Raw genomic sequence first — 21,572 nt, forward strand, 5'->3', positions numbered from 1 at the left:
CCAACAGTTTGGCGTCTTTGGGCAAGTTAGACGAACCCGGCGGACTTAGTACCCTTCTCCATGACGTGCGCTCGAATGAGCGTGAAAAGCATCCAGGAGAGCGGCATGAACGGTGGGGTTACCGGTTTCTCGATCGACGGCATCGATGTGGACGGCTTGCGCACGAGGTACGCAGAAGAACGCGAGCGGCGCCTTAATCCGGCGAAGTTGGACCAATATGCCGAGGTCGAGGGCAAACTGGATCATTTTCGCGACGATGCTCGCGTGGAAACGCCACTCATCCGCGATCCCGTCGATGAAACCGTTGAAGCACTCGTCATCGGTGGCGGTTTCGGCGGGCTGCTGATGGCGGGAAATTTGAAGAAGGCGGGCATCGACGAACTTCGGATCATCGAAAAGGCAGGCGACTTTGGCGGGGTCTGGTATTGGAACCGATATCCCGGCGCGCAGTGCGACATCGAATCCTACATCTATCTACCGATGCTCGAAGAAGTCGGTTACGCTCCGAAAGAGAAATACGCTTACGCAACTGAAATCTTTGAACATGCCCGCCGCCTGGGCAACCATTTTGACCTTTACGACAAGGCGCTGTTTCAAACGCAGGTCGAGAGCATGACCTGGGATGAAGCGGCGGCGCGATGGACTGTCCGCACCGATCGGGGCGACATTGTCAGGGCGCGCTATGTCATGACGGCCAGCGGGCCGCTCAATCGCCCCAAGCTGCCTCGCATTGCGGGCATCGATCGTTTCAACGGCAAGCTGTTCCACACCAGCAGATGGGATTATCGCTATACGGGTGGCGATCAGGATGGCGGTCTGACGGGTCTTGCGGACAAGCGGGTGGCCGTGCTGGGCACAGGCGCGACGGCCATTCAATGCGTGCCCTTTCTAGCGCGCGACGCAGAGCATCTTTATGTCGTGCAGCGCACACCCTCGAGCGTCGGAAGGCGCGGCAACGCGCCCACGGATGCGGCATGGTGGGGGTCGCTTGTCCCCGGATGGCAGCGTGATCGGATGGACAATTTCAACGCGATAATCGCCGGTGCCAAGACCGAGAAAGATCTCGTACAGGATGGCTGGACGGAGATATTCCATGATCTCTTCGTCGGCTGGCGTCCGGACGATGACCAAGCACTGACACCGCAGGAGGCGGGGCGCCTCGCCGAGCTTGCCGATCTTCGCAAGGGCGAGCAGATGCGGGCGTGGGTAGAAGCGCATGTGGATCGCACGGAAGTCGCCGAAGGCCTGAAGCCCTGGTATGGTGCGCTGTGCAAGCGGCCAGCGTTTAACGATGACTATCTGCCGACATTCAATCGCGACAATGTGACCCTGATCGATACGCGCGGGCTCGGATTGGACGAGGTTACCGAAACGGCGATGATTTTCGCTGGCGTAGAATATCCGGTCGATTGCATCATTTTTGCAACCGGGTTCGAGGTTGGCACCGCAAAGAACCGCAGTTCCGGTGTCGCAATACGCGGCGTCGGTGGCGAGTTGCTGACCGATCATTTCGCGAACGGCCCTCGGACATTTCATGGCTTTTATGTCCATGGATTCCCGAACCTGTTCCTGCTCGGATCGGGCAACAACGGCATAAAGGCTAACTTTACCGACATGTTGGGGGAGCAGGCCGAACATATTGCCGGGGTCATTGCCCGCGCGCGCGCGCGCGGCGCGCAGCGGATCGAAGCGACCGCCGAGGCGGAAGCCGCCTGGCGCGAGACCATTGTCGAGAAATCACAGCCGCTGCGGTCGGTTCTTGCCCACTGCACGCCGGGCTATTTCAGCGGAGAAGGCGACATCGAGAAAAGCTGGTCCGCAAACACATATGGCGGCGGACCGTTAGAGTTCTCCGCGCTGCTCAAAGACTGGCGCGACCGCGGCGACCATGCGGGTCTGAGCATCACCTAGGATACCGATCGAGCTGGCCCTTAAGTTCCCGCAGACATCAGGAACTCCGGCAGATGCCGTTGAAATTCACCCATAACACGCCGGAAGCCTATCCCTTCCCGCTGCTGATCGGAAAACTTTTGGGCGGACTTGGCCAGCGCCGTGATCAGCATATCATCAGCAATGGAACGGCCTTCACGCACGCGCAGCTGGATCGCCGTAGCACGCAACTGGCTGTGGGTCTGTTGGCAAGTGGTGTCATCCACCGCCCTCGAGGAATCACTGTGCTGCGTCGCCTCCGTTTCGAAGACGAGCGCCGGGAAGATCGACAAGACAGCGATCCGAGCGCCGCCGATATCGATGCAAGGTCAATAATTTATAAGGTGAGAGGATTAGGCATGTCGGACGTCGAATTTGAATCCAGGACGATTTATGCAAATGATCACCGGATCCATATGAGGATTGCGGGTTCATCTGGTCCGCTGGTCCTGTTCTGCCATGGCTTCCCGGAATCCTGGTATTCCTGGCGCCATCAACTTCGTGCATTGGCGGCGGCTGGGTATCGCGGCGTTGCGATGGACATGCGCGGCTATGGGCGATCAGGCAAACCCGTCGAGGCTTCGGAATATCGTGTGACGAAGCTGGTTGCCGATTGCATCGCGGTTGTAGAGGCAATGGGCTCGAGCGACGCAGTGATCGTCGGCCATGATCTGGGCGCGCCGGTGGCCTGGACAGCGGCCTGGACCCGGCCCGACATTTTCCGCGCCATCGCCGCCCTCAGTGTTCCCTTCAGCGGGAGCGGCTTTGCCGCTTTCCCCGGCAGCCCATTTGGCGAACTGTCCCCCAGTGAAGTTCAGAAGCAGATCGCCGGGCCGGACAGGATTTTTTACAGCGAATATTTCTGTCTGCCGGGCGATATCGCGGCGCGTGAGGCCGAACGCGATGTGCGAGCCTGGTTGACCAGCGCCATGTACGCCTTGTCCGCGGAGCCTCCGCTTCCGCCCGAACTTCAGGGCGTCGACCTGTTGAAACTACCGCGAGACGCGCTTCAGGCCTTCGTCCGGGAAGTGATGAGTGTGCCGCGCGACGGCGACATCGCGGCGATGCTCAAGGCGCAAGGCCAGCAACCGAGCTGGCTGAGCACCGAGGATCTCGATTTCGGGATTGCCGAGCTGGAATATAGCGGGCTTGCTGCCCCGATGAAGAATTACAGGAATGGCGAGATCGACTGGGAAACATTGCGGCAATATGGCGACATTCCGGTGACAGTGCCGGCCCTTTTCATCGGTGGTGACCGCGATATCAACACGATCTGGGGCCAGGAGGCGATCGCGCGCGCGCATGAGAGGGTGCCGCATCAGCGCGATGTCATCATCGCCAATTGCGGGCATTGGATCCAGCAAGAACATCCCGAAGAAGTCAATGCCGCGTTGCTCGACTTTCTTGGTTCGCTTTGATCCACCTTCGGGCCGGGGCAGGCGCTCTCGCGCCGCCCATACCCTTCCCTGATCGTTTGGAAGGCGCAGGCCTCTAGAAGAATGTCCAACGCTTTCCCTGGAGCGCGGGTGGGTTGTCAAGAGATCCGGACGCGACTGCTCCTACCTTCCGCGGCCCATCGCTCAAAGCGCGGCCGCACCTCCCGTCTACGTGACATTTTCGCTCACATCGGATGGCTGACGAGATCGGCTAAGCGACTGGTCCCCGTGGCGCAAGCATGGCTCAGGAAAGCCATGGTCAGTCTTGGGGCGGGCAAGGGTGCCACTGCGGTTCGTTCGCGCATTGCCGCAGACCGTCCGAATATGCTCATTAAAATATATTTCTATTGTTATGATACATATAATGAGGTAGTATCTATCTTCTAACGTTAGGGGGGAGAGGTTAATGACAAAAGATCGCCTTGCGCTTGCCGCACAGACCACGGCGTCGCAGTTCGTAATGGGGATTGCATTGTGTTTGGCTGGGGCAGCCTCGCAGGCACACGCTCAAGACGCGCCCGTAGCCGAGAATGCCGCCCCCGTGAGTGGCGATATCCTCGTCACCGCTCGGAAACGAACGGAGACAGTGCAAAGGGTACCGGCAACCGTCGGCGTTGTAGGCCCGGAAACGCTTGCGGCGACAAGTTCGACAAGTCTGTTGGAGCTTCCCAGCGTTGCCAGCGGCATCAATATCACCAGGCCGGGTATCGGCAACGAAGTCGGGATCACGATCCGCGGTCTCGGGTCCGATGCATTCGAGCCGTCATTCCACACATCGGTTGGTCTGTTTGCCGATGAGATTTACATCCCTCACAATAGAGGGTTCGCTACATCGATGTTCGATGTCGAGCGCATTGAAATCATTCGCGGTACCCAGTCCGCGTTGCTGGGCAGGAACAGCACCCTGGGGGCCGTCAAATTGGTCAGCCGTAAGCCGGGTAATGAATTTTCTGCCGACTTTCGTACTTCGTATGAATTCGAGCGGGGTTCGACCCAATTTGCTGGCGGTGTGGATATTCCGATTGCAGAGAATCTGGCCGTGCGTGTCGCGGGTTTGGTCTCGGATGATCAAGGCTGGGTTTATAATCGGGTTAGCCAGGACTATGGGGCGCATCGCAAGGATACGGCGTACAGAGCGGTGCTACGCTGGCAGCCCAGCGATCGCCTGGACATCACTGCCATAGCGCAACATGGGGTGAGCCAGAATCATGGATTGGCGATCGAATTCATCGACGACAACGGGGGGCACGGCTGAATTTCTCGCCGCGCTTGCCGGCTATCCTGGGGTTGTCGATGAAAAACTGGATCTGGTAACTGCATACGGCGGCAAGATAAGACCGATCGATCGTCTCGGGGCTGATCGCTACTTGTTGGCGGCGAACCTGCAGCTGGGCGATTACACACTGACCTCCGCTACCGGGTATTACGATTATCATGAGAATGACATTCATGACGTAGATGTCCTCCCGGGAGATTATTACCAGCGTATTGTGAACGAATCGGGCCAGCAGTTCAGCCAAGAAGTTCGCATCGCGTCACCCACCGATCGTCCGTTCGACTTCATTGCCGGGGCTCTCTACCTTCACGAAAAATTCGACAACAAGACTGTCTATGACCTCAACTATCCCTTCGGGCCTGCGCCGGGGGGTGAACCTCGCAGGCGCATTCCGGGTCCATTTAGCCCAGGATACTGACGTTTTCTCCGTCTTCGGCCAGGCGAACTACAAATTTACCGAGCAATTGCATATCTCGCTTGGCGGTCGTTGGACTGATGAACGCAAGAATGGCAATCTGGGTCGCGAGATCGTGAAGCCGGGCCTCGTATCACTTTTCGCGTTCCCTGCTTACGCCCCTTTTCCCGTCAAACGCACCGACAGCACCTTCGATTATTCGGCTAGCGTCCAATATGATGTAAGCTCCAATGCGATGCTCTTCGCCACTTATAGCAAAGGCGCCAAGGCTGGCGGTTTCGCTCTAACGCCCATGCTTCTGCAGAATGCGGGCTATGGTAGGGAGACTGCCAGGACCGCCGAAATCGGTCTCAAGTTGCAGGATGCAGGCCGCCGATGGCTCTTCAATATTTCCGCCTTCAATACCAATGTAGACGACTTTCAGCAGGTCTTGATCAAGGGGCCCGTCGTCATCGTAGAAAACGCTGATCTCAGAAGCAGGGGGGTGGAGTTGGAAGCTTATTGGCGACCTGTTGCGGGATTTCAAATTCGGTTGAACAACACATATGCCGATGCCAAGAATAAGACTACCGCAGAACCCGCCCCGATTGCACCAAAATGGTCTGGGAGCGCGGGGATTAACTATCGGGCCGGAATCGACCGGGATGTCGACGTCATCCTGGATTGCTCGGTGGATTATCGTAGCCGTCGCTACTACCTGCCTACCGCTACTACGCCCAGCGGAGCGCCATTTACACCGATCAATATCAGCCTTGCGGTCGCCAAGCACGACGATAGTTGGGAAGTGCGGCTGATCGGGAGAAATATCACCAACGAACTGGTGCTGGCATCCGCCGGTCCGGCACCGGGAATGCCGTTCGGCAGCATCGGTATTGCCGAGCGAGCGCGCACATTCGCGCTTCAGTTGAGCGGTCGATTTTAACAGGCATGAGGATTCTGGCTTGGGTCTTCTTCCCAGGTCCAGCTCAATATTACGAAGATCGTGCGTCGCGACTTGGCGGTCTTTGGGGCAATCATCCAGCAATGCGAGTGCGTGCTTCCACTTCCAAATTTCGCAAAACTCTCGCGCCGGCGTTGAAATGTCTCTTGAGGTATCGGCTGGCACTGGTTGCGTCGCTATAACCTAATCGATGCGCGAGCTGGATTATGTTAGGTCGTCGTTCGGTACGAAAATATTCGACCACAATGCGCTGGCGAACTCTATCGAGGATGGTCGCGAAATTGGTTCCGAATGCCGATAGCTGTCGTTGTAGCGTCCGTTCGCTCATGGCAAGTGCATGTGCGACTTGATTGAGTGTTGCACGACCATCCGTGATGTTTGCAGTTACGATCTGTTCAACTTCATATTGCAGGTCGATGGGAAGGTCACGCGCCAAACTCTCCAGATGTTTTTCAAGATAGGCGAACATGTGCGGATTGCCGCTAGCAGATGGACGGGTGAAATCGCTGCGACGAATAATCATTGCATTGCGATCGGCTCCGAACTCTAGCGGACAGCGAAAAATAGTACGGTGACATCGCGTGTTGCTTGGGGCTGGGTGATCAAATTCGATCCTGACCGGAGACCAGCTTTCGCCAAGCACCAGGCGTGCGATACGCAGGTCGAGGGTTATTGACGCCTCGATGAACTGCGATCCTCCATAACGTAGCGGTATCATCAGCAGATGCTGGAGGGCCAACTCCTCGCCCTCATCTTCAATGTGGAGTGCGATGGCAGCGTTTGAAGTATGAACAAACCGCTCGTTCACCCGGATAGCGTCCTTAAAAGTGGGAGCGTGATCCCAAAGGAGGCTGAGCGGACCATAGGCTCCGCGGAAATTGGCCCAAGTCGCCGCCGCAGCGCCAAGGTCGGCACGACCGGTGATCACCGAGCAAATCTGCATCATGTCGATTAGGGCGTGTGCTGGTACACGATCGACAGTGGCGCTGGCCACAAGGATTGCTCTGAGTTCATCGTCAAGCAGCGGTTCGAGAGCTATGCCATTCTCCCGTACATAACGCTCAAACTGGCGCAGAGCGCCAGCATTCGCCATAGCCTCCATTACCTCTCCTCCGAACTCACATTCTCACGTCATCGCGGATGATTGGTCGATCTGCACGCCGATCCACTTGCGTGTTTGTTCCAGAACCTCGTTCGAAAACGCAGGGTCGTCGATTACTAGGGATGAGGATCACTGCCCCTACTATCGCCGCCCAGCTTCCGATTGCGATGCGGCGCCGGTCGGCTGGGTGATCCCCTGGAAGCTCCGCACTTGTGCGGTCGATCTGCGATTTTAAGCCGCTGCTCATGGCCAACCGCGCCGCCACGGTCTGATGGCGGATGTCGGCCAGACCGGCCGTTGGGCACCGGTGGGCCGCATTGTCGCGCTGGCGCGGCGACAAATAAGCATCCAAATAGGCAAGAATATCGTCCCCGCCGCCAGCGACCTTAGCGAGAGCATGGGCAATGGATTGGGCTATCAAGTCATCCTTCGAGCTGAAATGCCCATAAAAGCCGCCATGGGTGAGGTCCGCGGCTTTCATCGCTTCCGCCACGCTGACCGTTTCGAACCCCTTCGCTCGAATAAGCCGGCTTGCCTCATCAAGAATCCGACCTCGGTGCTCCGCCATCTGTTCTCGACTAGCTCTCATTCCATAATTCTCCGCCCGCTCCATTGACATTGGAACGATGGAATTCACATTCGGCATCAATCATGACGAATGTCATGAATATAGACTTCATCAACGAGGACCGCAATACGGCCGCTCGTTGTTCGTTAACGCCAGCGTGGACGATCGCGGGCTGTTGAAGGCGCCCACCCTCACGGTCGCGCGGCTGCGCGAGTAGGTGATCCGGTGCGGCGTTGATCTCGCGACTCATATGAGGGCGAACAGTTCGCCACCGGCCAGACAATTGCGACGGCGCTCGATAGCTCGCAGGAGGGCGGCGCTGGTTTCTCGCACTGCTTGCTCGGCCAGGCACTTTCACAGATGTGGAAAGGGTGAAGAAGGCGCATGGACGTCTGGATCTGCTATTTCATCGGCATCCAGATTTGTCGGCAATTGAAAGCTTCAAACCAAGCTTGCATCAATGCGGCATCCTCAGCGGGGTGAGGCGAAGAGGCGATCAATCGCATTCAACACGAACGCCTTGACACTGGCGGCTGAATTCCCGGGGCGGCGGGGCGCCAGATGCGCAAGAGCGATGCGGCCGTGAGCGAGCGAGATCAAGAGCAGGGTGGAAGATGCCTTGTCATCGCTTGGCAGACGCCCCCCCTCGGCGATGAACGCTTCAATGCTTTGGAGCACCTGGCGGTAAGCAGGGCGCAAGTGCCCCTGCATCTCGTCTTCTTCCTTCGCCCCGATCGGATGCAACGCGAACAGCAGTTGATACCGGGACGGTCGCCCCATGGCATAATCAACGAACGCGCTGAACTGTCTCTTGAGCCGGGTTAGCGCATCCGCTGCTGGCGAGGTCGCTGCCGCCTCGCCCATCTCCTCGCCGACCTGTCGCCAGCATTCCCGCACAATTTCGGTCATCATCGTACGCACGTCGACGAAGTGCGGATAGACCGATGGCGCCGCGACACCAGCCTCGCGCGCAACCAGGCGGAGGCTGAGCTGGCTTCCTGGAGCGCTGTCGAGAGCCCGCATGGCGGCCTGGATCAATTCCTCTCTAAGGCGGGATCCTTCCCCCTTCTGATTGCGCTGCCGCTTGGCTTCTGGTTGGATTTCCTGACTTGCCATCACCGCTTCATTCCCTGTCGTTCAGGTCGAACGATTGTCTGTGTCCGAGCAAGGGCGTTACCGAAAAAACGGTTGGTTACTCGGCAGCGTCGCGAATTTCATCGTCGTCCAAATGTGTCCCGACCCGGGCCAGTTCGTAACCTTCTGGATAAATCTGACGGACCATCTTCTCAAGCTCGTTGGGCGCCCCGTCGGGGACGGGGTCGCGCCGGCCGATGCGCTTCATAATAGAATGGGCGACAGCGCGGATTGGCGCGGAAGGAATTGGCACGCCGCATGCGTCTGCGATCCTGGGGTCCAGGTGTGAAAACAGGAATGGTGCGATCAGCGGGCGTAAGGGGGAGGGCAGCAATTGCCGAAACCAGGCGACGAAGGCGTCTGCCATTCGCCGGTTCTGCAGCTCGAAGCCCAATTGTGTGTCGAGGTACCTTTCGAAAAACGCGCGCATTTCGGGCACCGAACCTGGTAGCGGCTGAGGTGAGCCGAACGCCCTCGCCTGGTAGCTGTAAAAAATGCGCACGCCTTCGCGTTCGATTTCCGTAACCGGGCGCCACCCGAATTTTTCTGCAAGGTCGAGCGATCCTATCGTCTCTTCGATACCGACCGCGACGAAATCATCAGCATGGATGTCATATCGGCTATGCATGTCGTTCACGCGCCGGGCAGCCTCGCGGCCTTTGGGCGTGCCAAACCCATGCTGCATCACCGCAGTCGACAGTAGTGTCGTATCCAAGATGCGCTTGGCAATGCGATGGTCGATCTCCCCCGTAGCGCCCAAAATGCGAGAAATCCGGGGCGCGGCAAAAGTGAACATGAAACCGTTGAAGGCCTTGAGCAGCATCACCGACTGAAAATCGGCGTAGAAGAGATTGGTGATCTCGAGGTAGTCCTTGGCGGGATCGAGCTGCTCGATACGCCGTAAGCGCGCATGGGGATCCGGCTGGCCGAGCCAGAGCGGCTTCTGCTTCATCGATCGTTATTCCTGTTCGAGCGTCGGCGACATGCGCACATGGGTGCGCTTGAGCTGACGAGTGGTGAAAAGCCAGGTCCCATCGCGCTTCTCATAGGTCTCGTGATAGAAGCCGAAGCCGTGGATCAGGAGCTCCTTGGTCTCGGCGTCGAAGATCATGTCTTCCATGCCCCAGATGCCCTTCGCCCGGGTCGGCGTCTCGAAAGTGATCTCGGGCGTGTGCGAGTGATGGACCGTGATGCGGTGATCGCCCATCAGCTGGCTGACGTTGTCGATCATTTCCTGCGCGCTGCCCCAGCGCGGAAAACCTTCGTTGTGCGAGACGTGATCGGGCGCATGCAGCGCGAGGTACAGCGCCCAGTCCTTGGTGTCCGCCGCGCGGTCTCGCCGCGCCTTGAGCAGCTTGATGTCTTCGAGCGCGAGTAGCCGCTCGAGTTCGGTCATGCCTTCCATGTCTGCATCCTTTCCATTGGTCAGTTCGCCGCACCGTCGATCGGCGGAGGGAAGATCGCGCCTGGTGAACGCCAGGTGTGGTAATATTTCAGCCGCCGGCTGGTGAAGTGCCAGCGCCCGTCGCGCTTCTCATAGGTTTCGTGATAATGCCCGAAGGCTTGGAACCAATGCTCCTCGCCGCCCTGCTTCCATAGCGACAGGCCTTCCATCGCCCAGATGCCGTTCGCCTTGGTCGGCGATTCGAAGGTGATCTCAGGCGTGTGCGAGTGATGCAGCGTCGTCAGGTTCGCCATCGACGCCTTGACCGTCACCATCATCTCGGCGGCGGTCGCCGTGCCGCCGTAGTCGTCATTGTACGAATGGTGATCGGGCGCGTGCAGCGCCTCGTAGAGCGCCCAGTCCTTGGTGTCCGCGGCACGATCGCGGCGCGCCTTGAGCAAGCCGATTTCATCCAGCGCGGCGAGCCTCTCCAGGCCGGAGACGTGATCAGCCATAAATTCCGTTCCAGCTATCTTCAAAACCATCTTGACCCATTACCTAACATACGTTAGCTGACAAGTGAATAATGCATTACGTGGGACGTATTGTAGAGTTGGGGAACGGAATGACGGGACGGCTCGAAGGCAAGGTTGCCATCATCACCGGGGCGAGCTCGGGGTGCGGTCCCGTCATGGCCAGGCTCTTCGTCGAGCAGGGCGCGAAGGTGCTGCTGTCGGCACGGCGCGAGGAGCTCGTGCTCGAAGCGGCGAGGGCAGCTGGCGAAGGTGCAATTGGCCTGCGCTGCGACGTCACCGACGAAGCCGACGTTCACGCCATGGTCGACCGTGCCATGCAGGAGTTCGGACAGATCGACATCCTGCTCAACAATGCGGCTGCGCCCGGCCAGGATAAGTGGGTCTGGGAACAGACCGTCGAGAACTTCAACGACACGCTCGCGATCGATCTGACTGCGGCGATGATTTGCACCCGGGAGGTGCTCAACCGATCCATGCTCGAACGCAAGACGGGGTCGATCATCAACTTCTCGTCCACCGCCGGCTGGACCGGCATGGTGCGCAAGACGCACTACACCGCCGCCAAGGCGGCGCTGCGGGCGATGACCAAGACGATCGCACTCGAAGTCGGCCAGTACGGCATCCGCTGCAACTGCCTGGTGCCCGGCAGCATCGAAACCGAGCTCTGGGTCAATTGGGGAAGGCGGATGGCGGCGGAGCAGGGCAAGACCTACGAGGAATGGAAGGAGAAGACGCTGCAAGGCGTGCCGCTGCGCACGATCTCGCAGCCGATCGACGTCGCCAACCTGGCGCTGTTCCTCGCCAGTGAAGAGAGTCGCACGATCACCGGGCAGTCGATCAACTGCGATGCCGGCGGCTACATGGTCGGCTGAGGGAGACGAGATAATGGTATCGGCAAGGCTCTCGGTCGAAGAGCGGCTTCTTGCGCTCGAGGATCGCCAGGCGATCTACCAGGTGGTCTGCGGCTACGGCTATTCCGTCGACGGCTGCAACACGCAGTCGGTCGGCGATTTCTATGTCGAGGACGGCGTCTACGCGGTGGGCGACATGCCCGCATGGGTGGGGCGCGAATCTATCGCGAACATCACTCGCGATCCGGGCCACCTCAAGCTCGTCGGTGCGGGCTGCGCACATATGTCGACGCTGCCCTTTGTCGTGATCGATGGCGAATACGCTGTCGCCACCTGCCACACGATGGTTCCCATGCATGGGGAGAAAGGCTTCTTCATCGGCCGGCTCAGCGCGTCGCGGATAGAGCTCGCGCGCCAGGACGATGGAGGCTGGAAGATCGTGCGCCGCCAGAACTACATGCTCGACGGAAGTCCCGACGGCCCTGCGCTGTTGGCGCGGCTAAAGGACGGCCCTGAAAACATGGGAAGGATTGCGCATGGCTGACACGATCGCAACGGCACTTGACCAGGTTCCGTACCGGATAACCAACCCAGAGTTGATCCCGACCAGGCGCTATTACGACGAGGCTTTCTTCCAGCTGGAGAAGGAGAGGCTCTGGCCGCACATGTGGCAGATGGCCTGCCGGCTCGAGGAGATTCCCGACGTCGGCGACTACACCGTCTACACCATCCTCGAGCATTCGGTGCTCATGCTGCACACCCAGAGCGGGGTGAAGGCGTTCAAGAACGCCTGCCGCCACCGCGGCGTGCGGCTCGCCCACGGTCCAGGCCATTGCGGAGCGGAAGGCCTCGTCTGCCCGTTTCACGGCTGGCGCTGGAACGCGGAGGGCGAGAACACTTTCGTCTTCGGTCGGCAGATCTTCTCCGAGGAACTGCTGGACCGCGCCGAGATCGACCTCGCCCCGGTCCGCGTTGAATTCTGGGCGGGCTGCGCCTTCATCAATTTCGATGACGACGCCCCCTCGCTGCGCGAGTTCCTCGGCCCAGTGGCGGATCGCATGGACGCGCGCCATGCCGACAAGCTCAAGATGGATTGGTGGTGCGGCACGATCCTGCCGACCAACTGGAAGTTGGCAATGGAAGCCTTCCAAGAAGGCTACCACACGATGCAGACGCATCCGCAGCTCTTCCACGTGTCGCCCAATGCCACCAAGTCCCTGGGCCGGCGCGCTGATGGACAACCCGTCAACGAAGACCTCGACGCGCGGCAAACGATCGACATGAGCGTCGATTTCATGGCGAAGCTCAGCGAGGGCATGGACGGCATGGTCCACAAGACCGAAGTCGCCGTGCTCGAAAAGATGCGCGACATGGACGTACCCGAGGACCCCGCGATCGCCGGCCAGATGTTCTACGGCCGCGCCTATCAGGACGTCACCGAGGACGCCCGGGCCCGCGGCGCGCCGATCTTCGATCTGCTCCAGGTAGCGCAAAGCCAGGAATTCCATGCGGTGGAGTTCATGTTCCCGCACTACTTCCTGCTGCCGATGCTCGGCGCAATGTCGTCGTACCGCATCCGTCCGCTGACCGCCGAGACCTGCCTGTTCGAGATCTGGTCGCTGGTTATCCGGCCCGAAGGCGAGCCTTACGAGACGCCCACCGAGCCGACGATGTTGCCCTACAATTCGCCGGACTTCCCCGAAATCCCGCGCCAGGACTATTATAACCTGCCGCTCCAGCAGCTCGGCTTGCACGACATCGAGCACATGCGCTTGTCGAAGACGAGTGAGGGCATGTTGAGTAACTATCAGCGGCTGATCGACGGCTACATTGCGCGCCTCGACCGCGAGCTGCTGACCAAGGCTGGCCAGCTCGTCAACAGCGGTTTCGAGGCGCCCGTTCTCGACATCGGATTCTGAGTACAATCATATGAAATTCACCATGGCCATCCCGCTGGGCGATATCACTCCTGGCGAATACCAGACCCCGAAGGCGATCCGCGAGATGTCGGTCGCCTTGGAAACTGCAGGCATCGACGCTTGCTACCTGACCGACCATCCGGCCCCCGATGCCGGCTGGCTACATGCAAATGGCCACGATGCGCTCGATCCGTTCGCCGCCTTTGCTTTCGTCGCCGCCGCCACGACGCGCCTGCAGATGCACACCAACATCGTCGTCATGGCCTACCGCAACCCCTTTCTGACCGCCAAGTCGGCCGCGACCGTACAGGTGCTGTCGGGTGGCCGCCTGATCCTGGGCGTCGGCGCGGGCTATCAGAAGGGGGAGTTCGAGGCGCTTGGTGTCGACTTCCACAAGCGTGGCAAGCTGTTCGACGAAGCGCTGGAAGTCATCCGTCAAGCCTGGGCTGGCGGGCCGGTCGAATATCGCGGCACTAATTTCTACGCGGCCGGCAACGAACCGCGGCCCGCCCCGCATGCGCCGCCACCGATCTGGATTGGGGGCGGCAGTGACAAGGCCGTAGAGCGTGCCGCACGCTGGGGCGACGGCTGGAGCCCGTTCTACGCGGCGCCGACAATGTCGCAGCTCAATCGTGACACCGGCATCCATACCGTTGACCAACTTGGCGAGAAAATCGACATGCTCCAGGTGCTGCGCCAGCAGTTGGGCAAGACCGCACCGTTCGATGTCGCCATCGGTCCCAAGGCGCGGCTGAACTATGGACAGCCGGGCGGCGCCGACAGGTTCCTCGATGAATTGCGCGGACTGGCGAACGTCGGCGTAACCTGGGCAATGGTGGAGCCGCCGCATCCCAGCCGGCAGGCCTACATTGAGCACGTCCAATGGTTTGGCGACGAAGTCGTCGCCAAGCTTCGATAGGCCCGGCGATGATCGAACACATCTCGTCCGACCCTTACCGCTACGCCGGCAAGCATGTGGTGGTGACCGGCTGCGCGTCGGGCATCGGCCATGCCGCCGCGCGCCTCCTGATCGAGGCCGGCGCGGAAGTTCACGGCATCGACTGGCGCGAGCCAGACCTTGCGCTCGCGCACTTTTCGAAGGTCGATCTAAGGGATCGGTCGGCAATCGACCAAGTCGCTCGCGCAATCTCCCGCCCGGTAGATGCGCTCCTCAATTGCGCTGGCCTCCCGCCGATGCATCCATGGGCGGACGTCATGAAGGTAAACTTCATCGGCATGCGCCATCTGAGCGAAGCGATAGCAAGCACGATGCCGCCCGGCAGCGCCATCGTCACGGTTGGCTCCAACGGCGGCGCTGGCTGGCGTCAGCGGCTTGCGGAACTGCGCGACTTCATTGGGACCACCACTTTCGAAGATGCGGTCCGCTGGTGTGAAGCGCGCGAGGCGCCGCAGACTGCGGCTTACAATTTCGCGAAGGAAGCGATCGTGGTCTGGACCCTGACTTGGTCCGCCCAGACCATCGCCCGCGGGATCAGGCTGAATTGTACGAGTCCGGGAGCGGTGCAGACACCAATGTTGGCGGCGATCGAGGAGGTCACACCAGCAGGCCTGATCGACGCCGTCGCGCAGCCGATTGGCCGTCGGTCGACGCCAGAGGAACAAGCCGACGTCTTGCTCATGCTGAACAGTCAGCAAGCCTCCTATGTCAACGGTGTCGACCTTCCCGTCGATGGGGGATTCATCGCTGCGCGAACGGTCGCTGATTGAACGCGGTTTCATCCGATCATCGCAGAGGTAATTGGGATATGGACGAGGAATTCGATTTTGTCGTGGTCGGTAGCGGCGGGGGCTCGATGTGTGCAGCGCTTGTCCTGCGCGCAGCAGGCAAGTCTGTCATTGTGCTGGAAAAGACATCGCTACTCGGCGGCACGACCGCGCGTTCGGGCGGCGTCATGTGGATCCCGAATAACCGCTTCATGAAGCGTGACGGGGTCGAGGACAGCCTGGAGCAGGCCCGCACATATCTCGATGGCGTGGTCGGCGATCACAACGATACGCCCGGCGCCACAGCTCAGCGCCGTGAAGCCTATTTGGTCGAAGCGCCTAAAATGGTCGATTTTCTGGTCGATCAGGGGATCAAGCTAGACCGCGTGTCCTATTGGCCGGATTATTACGATGATCGACCGGGCGGCTCTGAACAAGGCCGTACCGTTGTCGCCGAACTGTTCGACGTAAATGAACTCGGCGAATGGAAAGCCAGGCTGCGCCCCAATTTCATCTCGATGATGAGCACGCTCGACGAGATGCTCAAGCTGCGCTTCATCAAGCAATCGTGGAGTTCGAAGATAATCGCAGTGAGGATGGTGCTGCGAACCATCGCCGCGAAGCTGACGGGCAAGCATTATGTGACAGCGGGTGGGGCGCTTCAGGGCCGCATGTTGAAGGCTTCGCTGAATGCTGGCGTGGAATTGCGTACAGACTCTCCGGTCGATGAGCTGATCGCGATGAACGGTGCTGTCAGGGGCGTCGTGACGTCGAAGGACGGCAAGCCATACCGGATCGGGGCCCGGCTCGGCGTGCTCGTCAACGCCGGCGGTTTTTCGCGCAATCAATCGATGCGTGACCAGTATCAGCCCGGAACTCAGGCAGACTGGAGCCTCACCGCGGAAGGTGACACGGGCGAGATGATCCTCGAGATGATGCGTCACGGCGCCTCCATCGCCCAGATGGAGGAAATGGTCGGCAATCAGATCGCAATCCCGCCAGGCATGGAGAATGAAGCGGTCAAGCCGGTTGTCCAGGGCGTGACGGCTGCGCCCCATGCGATTCTCGTCGACCAGTCGGGCGTGCGCTACATGAACGAAGCGGGCTCCTACATGGCCTATTGCAAGGGCATGCTGGAACGGAACCGCACGGTTCCCGCCGTTCCCAGTTGGGCGATCATGGATGAACAGTTCATGCGCAGCTACATGCTCGCGGGCACTATGCCGGGATCGAAGAAGCCAGCCATTTGGTTCGAAAAAGGCTTCCTGAAAAAAGCCGATACAATCGAAGACCTTGCCGCATTGATCCGCGTCGATCGGGCCTCGCTACGCACAACGGTCGATCGCTTCAACGGCTTCGTGGCGCGCGGCCGCGATGAGGATTTCCATCGGGGCGAGCGCGCCTACGATCGTTGGCTGGGTGATCGCTACCATGAGCAAAACGCGTCTCTGGGTTCAATCAACCGCGCCCCCTTCTATGCCATGAAAGTCATGCCCGGGGATGTTGGCACTTACGGCGGCGTCGTCACGGATGCCAACGCCCGCGTGCTGCGCGAGGATGGCTCGGTGATCGAAGGCCTCTACGCGACCGGAATCTCAACCGCTTCAGTCATGGGCCGCTTCTACCCTGGCGCAGGCGCGAGTGTCGGGCCCTCCTTCGTCTGGGGCTACGTCGCTGCCAAGCACGCCGCGCAGTCCGGCGGCGAGACGGTTTAGATGAAAGAAGGGTATGGCACTAATGCTGAACCATCTTGAAACGCTCTATCGTTTAGGCGAACGGGAGGTCGCGTTTGAGTTGGCCGAGGCGCTTGGCTGCGCGGTCAGCTATGCCGGGGCCAACGGCGATGGCGTCGATACGTTTCTGGCGGTCCGCCCCAATCCGGACAATCATAATGTGCAGAGCAATGTGTTCTACATGTCCCAGGTCACGCCGGAGCAGCAGGCGCTCGAGCGGGAATTGCTGCGGCTGAGCGGTGAGGCCTCCGACCTTGCCCAAAAGTTGGAGAGCTATCGCCAGGCTGCCCGCGTGCGGCCTTATGGTTTGCCACATTTTTCGTTACGCTACGGGTCCGCAGACGAGATCGAGGAAGTGGTCGATCGGATCAACAAGTCTTTGACAAGCAGGCTGCCGGACCGGCTTCACCTCCACATTATTCGGCCCGGCGCCGAGAACGCGGCGGGGAGCGCTTCCATTCAAGGTTTCCTCTACCAAGACGTGATCGTCTCGGGCTCGTTTCTTATGGGGCAGCTCATCGAGCTGCAAATTCAGCGCTAGGATAGCAAGCCGCTCACAGTTGGCCCGCTCATGCTGATTGCACGCCAGCGACGATGATCTCTTTGGCGACCCGCGGCACGGTAAGAACGGCCGGACATGCGCAACTGTCGATGTTTGAGCTGACGACCGCCTTCGGTTGCGCTTGAAGGCCAGTATCCGCGGCCCTGCAAGTATCCCCAAGCACTGTTCTCAGCGCAAAAGGATAACATGTTACTCCTGAACGAATGTCACGGCAATCCTGAGGAACGGTCCGCGATCGAGAAATGTAAAATCCCTGAATTGACTGCCATAAAAGACAGCCCGACCAGTTATGGCCGGGCTGTTTAAGGTGTGGAGAGAATGCCATTCAAGGCAATGGTACCTTGCTAGAATGCCAAAATAGCATCAAGAGCAAAATGCTAAGCATGCTTTGGTTATCAGCCTATATCGTGATCGCGATGATAGGTGCACCCCCTGGTTCCACCAGCGGGTCGCGTCACGGACGCTATTCCCCCGCCAGTTTCTCGCGGCAGCGGCGCGGTAGGGTGAATTGCTTCTGGTCTGCTAACTGGTCCGAGTTTGATTCGATTTGGAGCAAGCGTCTAACATGGTGGAGGAGTCTTCTCTGGTCAAAGCAACGAGGGCTCGCTCTGCGCGCATGACGCCCGATCAACGACGCGACGAGATACTGGCGACAGCAACGCGGCTCATCTCTCAGTCGGGATTTAACGCAGTCTCTCAGGCTGACATCGCCAATGCCTGTGGCGTAGGTAAGTCACTGGTAACGCATTATTTTGCGTCTATGAAGGCTCTCCTGGCGGCAGTTCTCGATGCCAAGGACATGGGCGACTTTGCCACACTGTCGGACGCAACCTATCCGCCCAGCCGACCTGCTCCGGTGCGCACTTTCTTTACTCGGCACATCGAGAACAACTTGAAGCGATGGGAGCTCATCCGGCTGCACCGGATGCTGGACGCCGAGGCACTGGATCCCGCGCACCCAGCGCATGACTACTTTGTCGATCGCTACCGTCGGACGCGGGAGGTGGCCCGTGACTTGCTGGCCTTCAAGCGAGATCCTGAGTGCGCCACGCAGGAGCTGTTGGCGTTTTGGCATGGACTGGAATTGGAATGGGTCCGCAACCGGGATCTACCTGTGCTGCCCATTTGGAACAGCTTTGCAGATCGGTTTTTTGCCTCAGACGCGCAGGGATCGCCACCGCGATAGCACACTCCCCTCATTGAATCGCGAGAAGTGTAATAAACACCGTTATATAACAATGATATAAGTTCATTCTTCTTCCAGAATTCCCTCGCGACTTGACGCGGGAGAAAGACCCTCATAACGCTGTTGTCCGATCGGACAATAGTTTGATGTTGAGTCGATTTGGCACATTCCATCCCGACAGGGTGGAAGGCGATATGGGGGATGATGAGGATGAAAGCACGAATTCCAACCGGTAGCGAACCACTCCGTAAGGTCCTAGCCGCGGCCTTGGCTTCCGCGGGCATAGCAGCCCTTTGCACTCCTGTAATCGCACATGCGCAGCAGGCTGAATCGAAAGCAGACCAGCCTGCTGTAGATGATAGTGCCATCGTCGTATTCGCCCGCCGCGAAGCGGAAAACGTTCAAGACGTCCCGGTCTCCATTCAGGTCGTGACCGGCGAGACCCTTCAAAAGCAACTGATCACCCGGGCCGAAGATATTTCCAAGTTTGCCGCAGGGCTGCGGCTGACGAGCCAAAATGACAGCAGCGGCGGGTTGATCATCCTGCGCGGCGTTCGCTGGGCGCCCGGATCGGGCACGGAAGCAATTCCGATCTATTTGAACGACATCAGCTTTCAGCCGGGCGACGTCCTTCAAAGCCTGTTCGATATCCAACAGGTCGAGGTGCTGCGCGGCCCGCAGGGAACCATTCGCGGCGCCCCGTCAATTGCAGGCGCTGTAACGATTACCTCTCGCAAACCCGACCTCGATCAGTTCGGAGGATATGCGTCCGGTCTGCTTGGCACGCACAATCGCTGGTATGTCCAAGGGGCGATCAACGCACCGATCATCACGGACAAGCTTGCAATCCGCATTGCCGGCATGGTCGACAATAGCGAGGCCAATCGCGTCCACAGTTTGGCGCCCGGTGCCAAGGGCCCAAGGCTGAGAACCGAGAATATTCGCGCATCGTTGCTTTTTCAGCCGACCGACACATTGTCGATCAATGCGTCTTATCAGTACATGAAGAACAGCGGCACGATCTATTCCCAGGTCGCAGGACCCGGTAGTCCGGGAGTTCAAGCCCGCAACATCCGCGCTAATTACAACGGGCCGGCTTTGCAGGCCGACGACTACAACGCGGTATCTGATCTCGGTAGGGATGCAAAAGCCAGCCGGCAGCTGATCACGGTCAATGCCAGTTGGGACATCCTGGGCCAAAGATTGAGTTACAACTACGGATACCGCCACGCGGGTGACGGTGGTTCAGCCAACGTTGACGTGGGCAACGTCGTGCCGGGGTTCGATCGCCGCTCAAGCGATGGCCCGCAGCCACCACAAGGCAAAAGCTATTACAACGTTCATGAATTGAGACTTTCATCGATCAGGGGCGGGGACCGTTTCTTCGATTATGACATCGGCTATTATCGTAATCGGGCCGAAGGCACGCCGACGCCAACATCGCTGATCTACCGGCCAGGCTCCTTTGGCTTGCCGGGCACCGAGGTTCCGGGCGCAGTCACGACGCCCGTGGATCGCTATGCCATACCGATCACGACCCGGATCAAGTTGGCGATCCGTAATGAATCGTACTACGGCAATCTCCAGCTCCATCTGCCGGGCGATACCGAATTCAGCGGCGGCATTCGTCACATTCGTGACCGGCGCCCAGCCAACATCAACATCACCAGCGGCAGCTTCTTCTCGCTATTCAGGAATCCCACCGGCGGCTTTCTGCCATGCACTAGCCCCCTTTTTGGTGGCGCCATTACCAGTCCAGTCTATCCTGGCTATTGCGACTTTCCCGTCGCCGCGGGCGTCGCGTTCTCGGCGACCGAGAACTACAACAAGCAGTACTCCGCGACGATCTGGAATGCGTCGCTGTCGCACAAATTCACGCCAGATATTCTCGGTTATGCGACGGTCGGCACCTCCTGGCGGCAGGGTCTTCCTGCTATCGCTAACACCGGCCTCCCGTCGAGCCTGCTGTTCCCAAATCCCGAAAAGGCCACGTCCTATGAAGTCGGCCTCAAGACGACAATCGACGGAAAATTGCGAATCAATGTCGATGTGTTTCAGATCGACTACAAGGGTCAGCTCACGACAGGCGAAGGCGTAAACTATTACGACGCGGTCAACCAGAATATCGGCACGACGAGCCTCGCCTTTTACACTAACGTCGACGCCAAGGTACGCGGCGTCGAGGCCGAAGTGAACTTCCAGCCGACGCGAGCAATCAACCTCGGCCTCAACCTGAGCTATTCCAAGATCAAGTCTCAGGGTGGGATCGTCCCCTGCAATGACCCGTCCAGGCCGCTTTCGCCGGCAAATCCGATCAATACCTGCCCCTCTCCCAAGGGGAAGACACTAAATGTGTCGTCGCCATTCCAGGCTAGTGCGAACGGCAGTTACACCGTGCCCCTGGGTCCGGTTGAAGGCTACTTCCGGTTCAATGTCGATTTCCAGGGCCGCAATCCCAACATTTCCTCCTCGGCTCCGGCCCGCGGCCGCTCTGTAACGCCGACGCCGGCCTACGCGATCGTGGACCTTTTCGCTGGACTGACCGGTGGAGAAGGCGGCTGGGACGTCGGTGTCTATGCCAAGAATGTCTTCAATAAGAAGCAAGAACTAAGCAGTCTGCCACTAAACAATGGCGTATTCTCTGATTTCGGACCTCCCGGATATGACGTGATCAACACTACGGTCCCGCGCGAAGTGGGTCTTTCCGTGAGGTATTCGTTTGGGTCACGGTAAATAGATCAGGGTAATAGGAGACTGCCGGTTCGTCTCTAGGTTGAACCGGCAGTCTCCGTCCTACATTGAATAAGTTTGTTGACGAGCGGGCAGGGTCCTCAAATCTGGAGTCCTTGAAGTGATAGACAGAAGGGCACTTATAA

Annotated in this window: 20 protein-coding genes; 14 read left to right on the top strand and 6 right to left on the bottom strand. The window is 59.1% G+C overall.

Annotated features, from left to right (window positions below; translation table 11 throughout):
- The first annotated feature begins 105 nt into the window (after positions 1 to 105).
- The 5 genes from KRR38_RS01135 to KRR38_RS01155 all read left to right on the top strand — a co-directional run bounded on the left by KRR38_RS01135 (position 106) and on the right by KRR38_RS01155 (position 5,978).
- On the top strand, positions 106 to 1,911 hold the full coding sequence (locus KRR38_RS01135) for an NAD(P)/FAD-dependent oxidoreductase (protein WP_217397783.1): 1,806 nt from the start codon (positions 106 to 108) through the stop codon (positions 1,909 to 1,911).
- A gap of 59 nt (positions 1,912 to 1,970) precedes the next feature.
- A complete protein-coding gene (locus KRR38_RS01140) occupies positions 1,971 to 3,347 on the top strand; it encodes an alpha/beta fold hydrolase (RefSeq protein WP_217397785.1) in 1,377 nt (458 codons plus the stop codon).
- A gap of 424 nt (positions 3,348 to 3,771) precedes the next feature.
- Positions 3,772 to 4,620 carry a TonB-dependent receptor plug domain-containing protein gene (locus tag KRR38_RS01145; RefSeq protein WP_217397787.1) on the top strand — a complete coding sequence of 283 codons (849 nt, stop codon included), beginning with the start codon at positions 3,772 to 3,774 and terminating at the stop codon, positions 4,618 to 4,620.
- Positions 4,574 to 5,059 (top strand): hypothetical protein, encoded by a 486-nt coding sequence (locus tag KRR38_RS01150; RefSeq protein WP_217397789.1) that lies wholly within the window; start codon positions 4,574 to 4,576, stop codon positions 5,057 to 5,059. Before KRR38_RS01145 ends, KRR38_RS01150 begins: the two co-directional genes overlap by 47 nt.
- A complete protein-coding gene (locus KRR38_RS01155) occupies positions 5,013 to 5,978 on the top strand; it encodes a TonB-dependent receptor domain-containing protein (RefSeq protein WP_217397791.1) in 966 nt (321 codons plus the stop codon). The genes KRR38_RS01150 and KRR38_RS01155 overlap by 47 nt, the downstream gene beginning before the upstream one ends.
- Before the next feature lie 91 nt (positions 5,979 to 6,069).
- Here KRR38_RS01155 and KRR38_RS01160 read toward each other — a convergent pair whose 3' ends face one another.
- The 6 genes from KRR38_RS01160 to KRR38_RS01185 all read right to left on the bottom strand — a co-directional run bounded on the left by KRR38_RS01160 (position 6,070) and on the right by KRR38_RS01185 (position 10,699).
- A complete protein-coding gene (locus tag KRR38_RS01160; RefSeq protein WP_217397801.1) occupies positions 6,070 to 7,098 on the bottom strand; it encodes an AraC family transcriptional regulator ligand-binding domain-containing protein in 1,029 nt (342 codons plus the stop codon).
- A gap of 16 nt (positions 7,099 to 7,114) precedes the next feature.
- Positions 7,115 to 7,735 carry a helix-turn-helix domain-containing protein gene (locus KRR38_RS01165; RefSeq protein ID WP_309140948.1) on the bottom strand — a complete coding sequence of 207 codons (621 nt, stop codon included), beginning with the start codon at positions 7,733 to 7,735 and terminating at the stop codon, positions 7,115 to 7,117.
- Positions 7,736 to 8,137: 402 nt separating this feature from the next.
- Entirely contained in the window at positions 8,138 to 8,782 is a 645-nt protein-coding gene (locus KRR38_RS01170; protein ID WP_217397803.1) for a TetR/AcrR family transcriptional regulator, read from the bottom strand.
- 76 nt (positions 8,783 to 8,858) lie between these two features.
- Positions 8,859 to 9,752 (bottom strand): oxygenase MpaB family protein, encoded by an 894-nt coding sequence (locus KRR38_RS01175; protein WP_217397805.1) that lies wholly within the window; start codon positions 9,750 to 9,752, stop codon positions 8,859 to 8,861.
- A 6-nt stretch (positions 9,753 to 9,758) separates the two neighbouring features.
- Positions 9,759 to 10,205, bottom strand: coding sequence for a nuclear transport factor 2 family protein (locus KRR38_RS01180; RefSeq protein WP_217397807.1), 447 nt, complete (start codon positions 10,203 to 10,205; stop codon positions 9,759 to 9,761).
- Positions 10,206 to 10,225: 20 nt separating this feature from the next.
- Positions 10,226 to 10,699: a nuclear transport factor 2 family protein gene (locus KRR38_RS01185; protein ID WP_217397809.1), complete on the bottom strand. Its 474-nt coding sequence runs from the start codon at positions 10,697 to 10,699 to the stop codon at positions 10,226 to 10,228.
- Positions 10,700 to 10,809: 110 nt separating this feature from the next.
- On the opposite strand from KRR38_RS01185, the gene KRR38_RS01190 reads away from it, so the two are divergent.
- The 9 genes from KRR38_RS01190 (at position 10,810) to KRR38_RS01230 (ending at position 21,429) form a co-directional block, all read left to right on the top strand.
- A complete protein-coding gene (locus tag KRR38_RS01190; RefSeq protein ID WP_217397811.1) occupies positions 10,810 to 11,592 on the top strand; it encodes an SDR family NAD(P)-dependent oxidoreductase in 783 nt (260 codons plus the stop codon).
- Positions 11,593 to 11,605: 13 nt separating this feature from the next.
- Positions 11,606 to 12,115: a nuclear transport factor 2 family protein gene (locus KRR38_RS01195; RefSeq protein ID WP_217397813.1), complete on the top strand. Its 510-nt coding sequence runs from the start codon at positions 11,606 to 11,608 to the stop codon at positions 12,113 to 12,115.
- The gene (locus KRR38_RS01200) at positions 12,108 to 13,490 is read left to right on the top strand and encodes an SRPBCC family protein (protein ID WP_217397815.1); all 1,383 of its coding nucleotides are present in this window, start codon (positions 12,108 to 12,110) and stop codon (positions 13,488 to 13,490) included. The genes KRR38_RS01195 and KRR38_RS01200 overlap by 8 nt, the downstream gene beginning before the upstream one ends.
- Positions 13,491 to 13,500: 10 nt before the next feature.
- The gene (locus tag KRR38_RS01205) at positions 13,501 to 14,409 is read left to right on the top strand and encodes a TIGR03619 family F420-dependent LLM class oxidoreductase (protein ID WP_217397817.1); all 909 of its coding nucleotides are present in this window, start codon (positions 13,501 to 13,503) and stop codon (positions 14,407 to 14,409) included.
- 8 nt (positions 14,410 to 14,417) lie between these two features.
- Positions 14,418 to 15,218, top strand: a complete 801-nt coding sequence (locus tag KRR38_RS01210; RefSeq protein ID WP_217397820.1) for a coniferyl-alcohol dehydrogenase — start codon at positions 14,418 to 14,420, stop codon at positions 15,216 to 15,218.
- 38 nt (positions 15,219 to 15,256) lie between these two features.
- The gene (locus KRR38_RS01215) at positions 15,257 to 16,930 is read left to right on the top strand and encodes an FAD-dependent oxidoreductase (RefSeq protein ID WP_217397822.1); all 1,674 of its coding nucleotides are present in this window, start codon (positions 15,257 to 15,259) and stop codon (positions 16,928 to 16,930) included.
- A gap of 22 nt (positions 16,931 to 16,952) precedes the next feature.
- A complete protein-coding gene (locus tag KRR38_RS01220; RefSeq protein WP_217397824.1) occupies positions 16,953 to 17,489 on the top strand; it encodes a hypothetical protein in 537 nt (178 codons plus the stop codon).
- A gap of 637 nt (positions 17,490 to 18,126) precedes the next feature.
- Positions 18,127 to 18,696, top strand: a complete 570-nt coding sequence (locus KRR38_RS01225; protein ID WP_217397826.1) for a TetR/AcrR family transcriptional regulator — start codon at positions 18,127 to 18,129, stop codon at positions 18,694 to 18,696.
- Between the two features lie 210 nt (positions 18,697 to 18,906).
- Positions 18,907 to 21,429: a TonB-dependent receptor gene (locus KRR38_RS01230; protein WP_217397828.1), complete on the top strand. Its 2,523-nt coding sequence runs from the start codon at positions 18,907 to 18,909 to the stop codon at positions 21,427 to 21,429.
- Positions 21,430 to 21,572 lie beyond the last annotated feature (143 nt).

The organism is Novosphingobium sp. G106, assembly GCF_019075875.1.
GTDB lineage: Bacteria > Pseudomonadota > Alphaproteobacteria > Sphingomonadales > Sphingomonadaceae > Novosphingobium.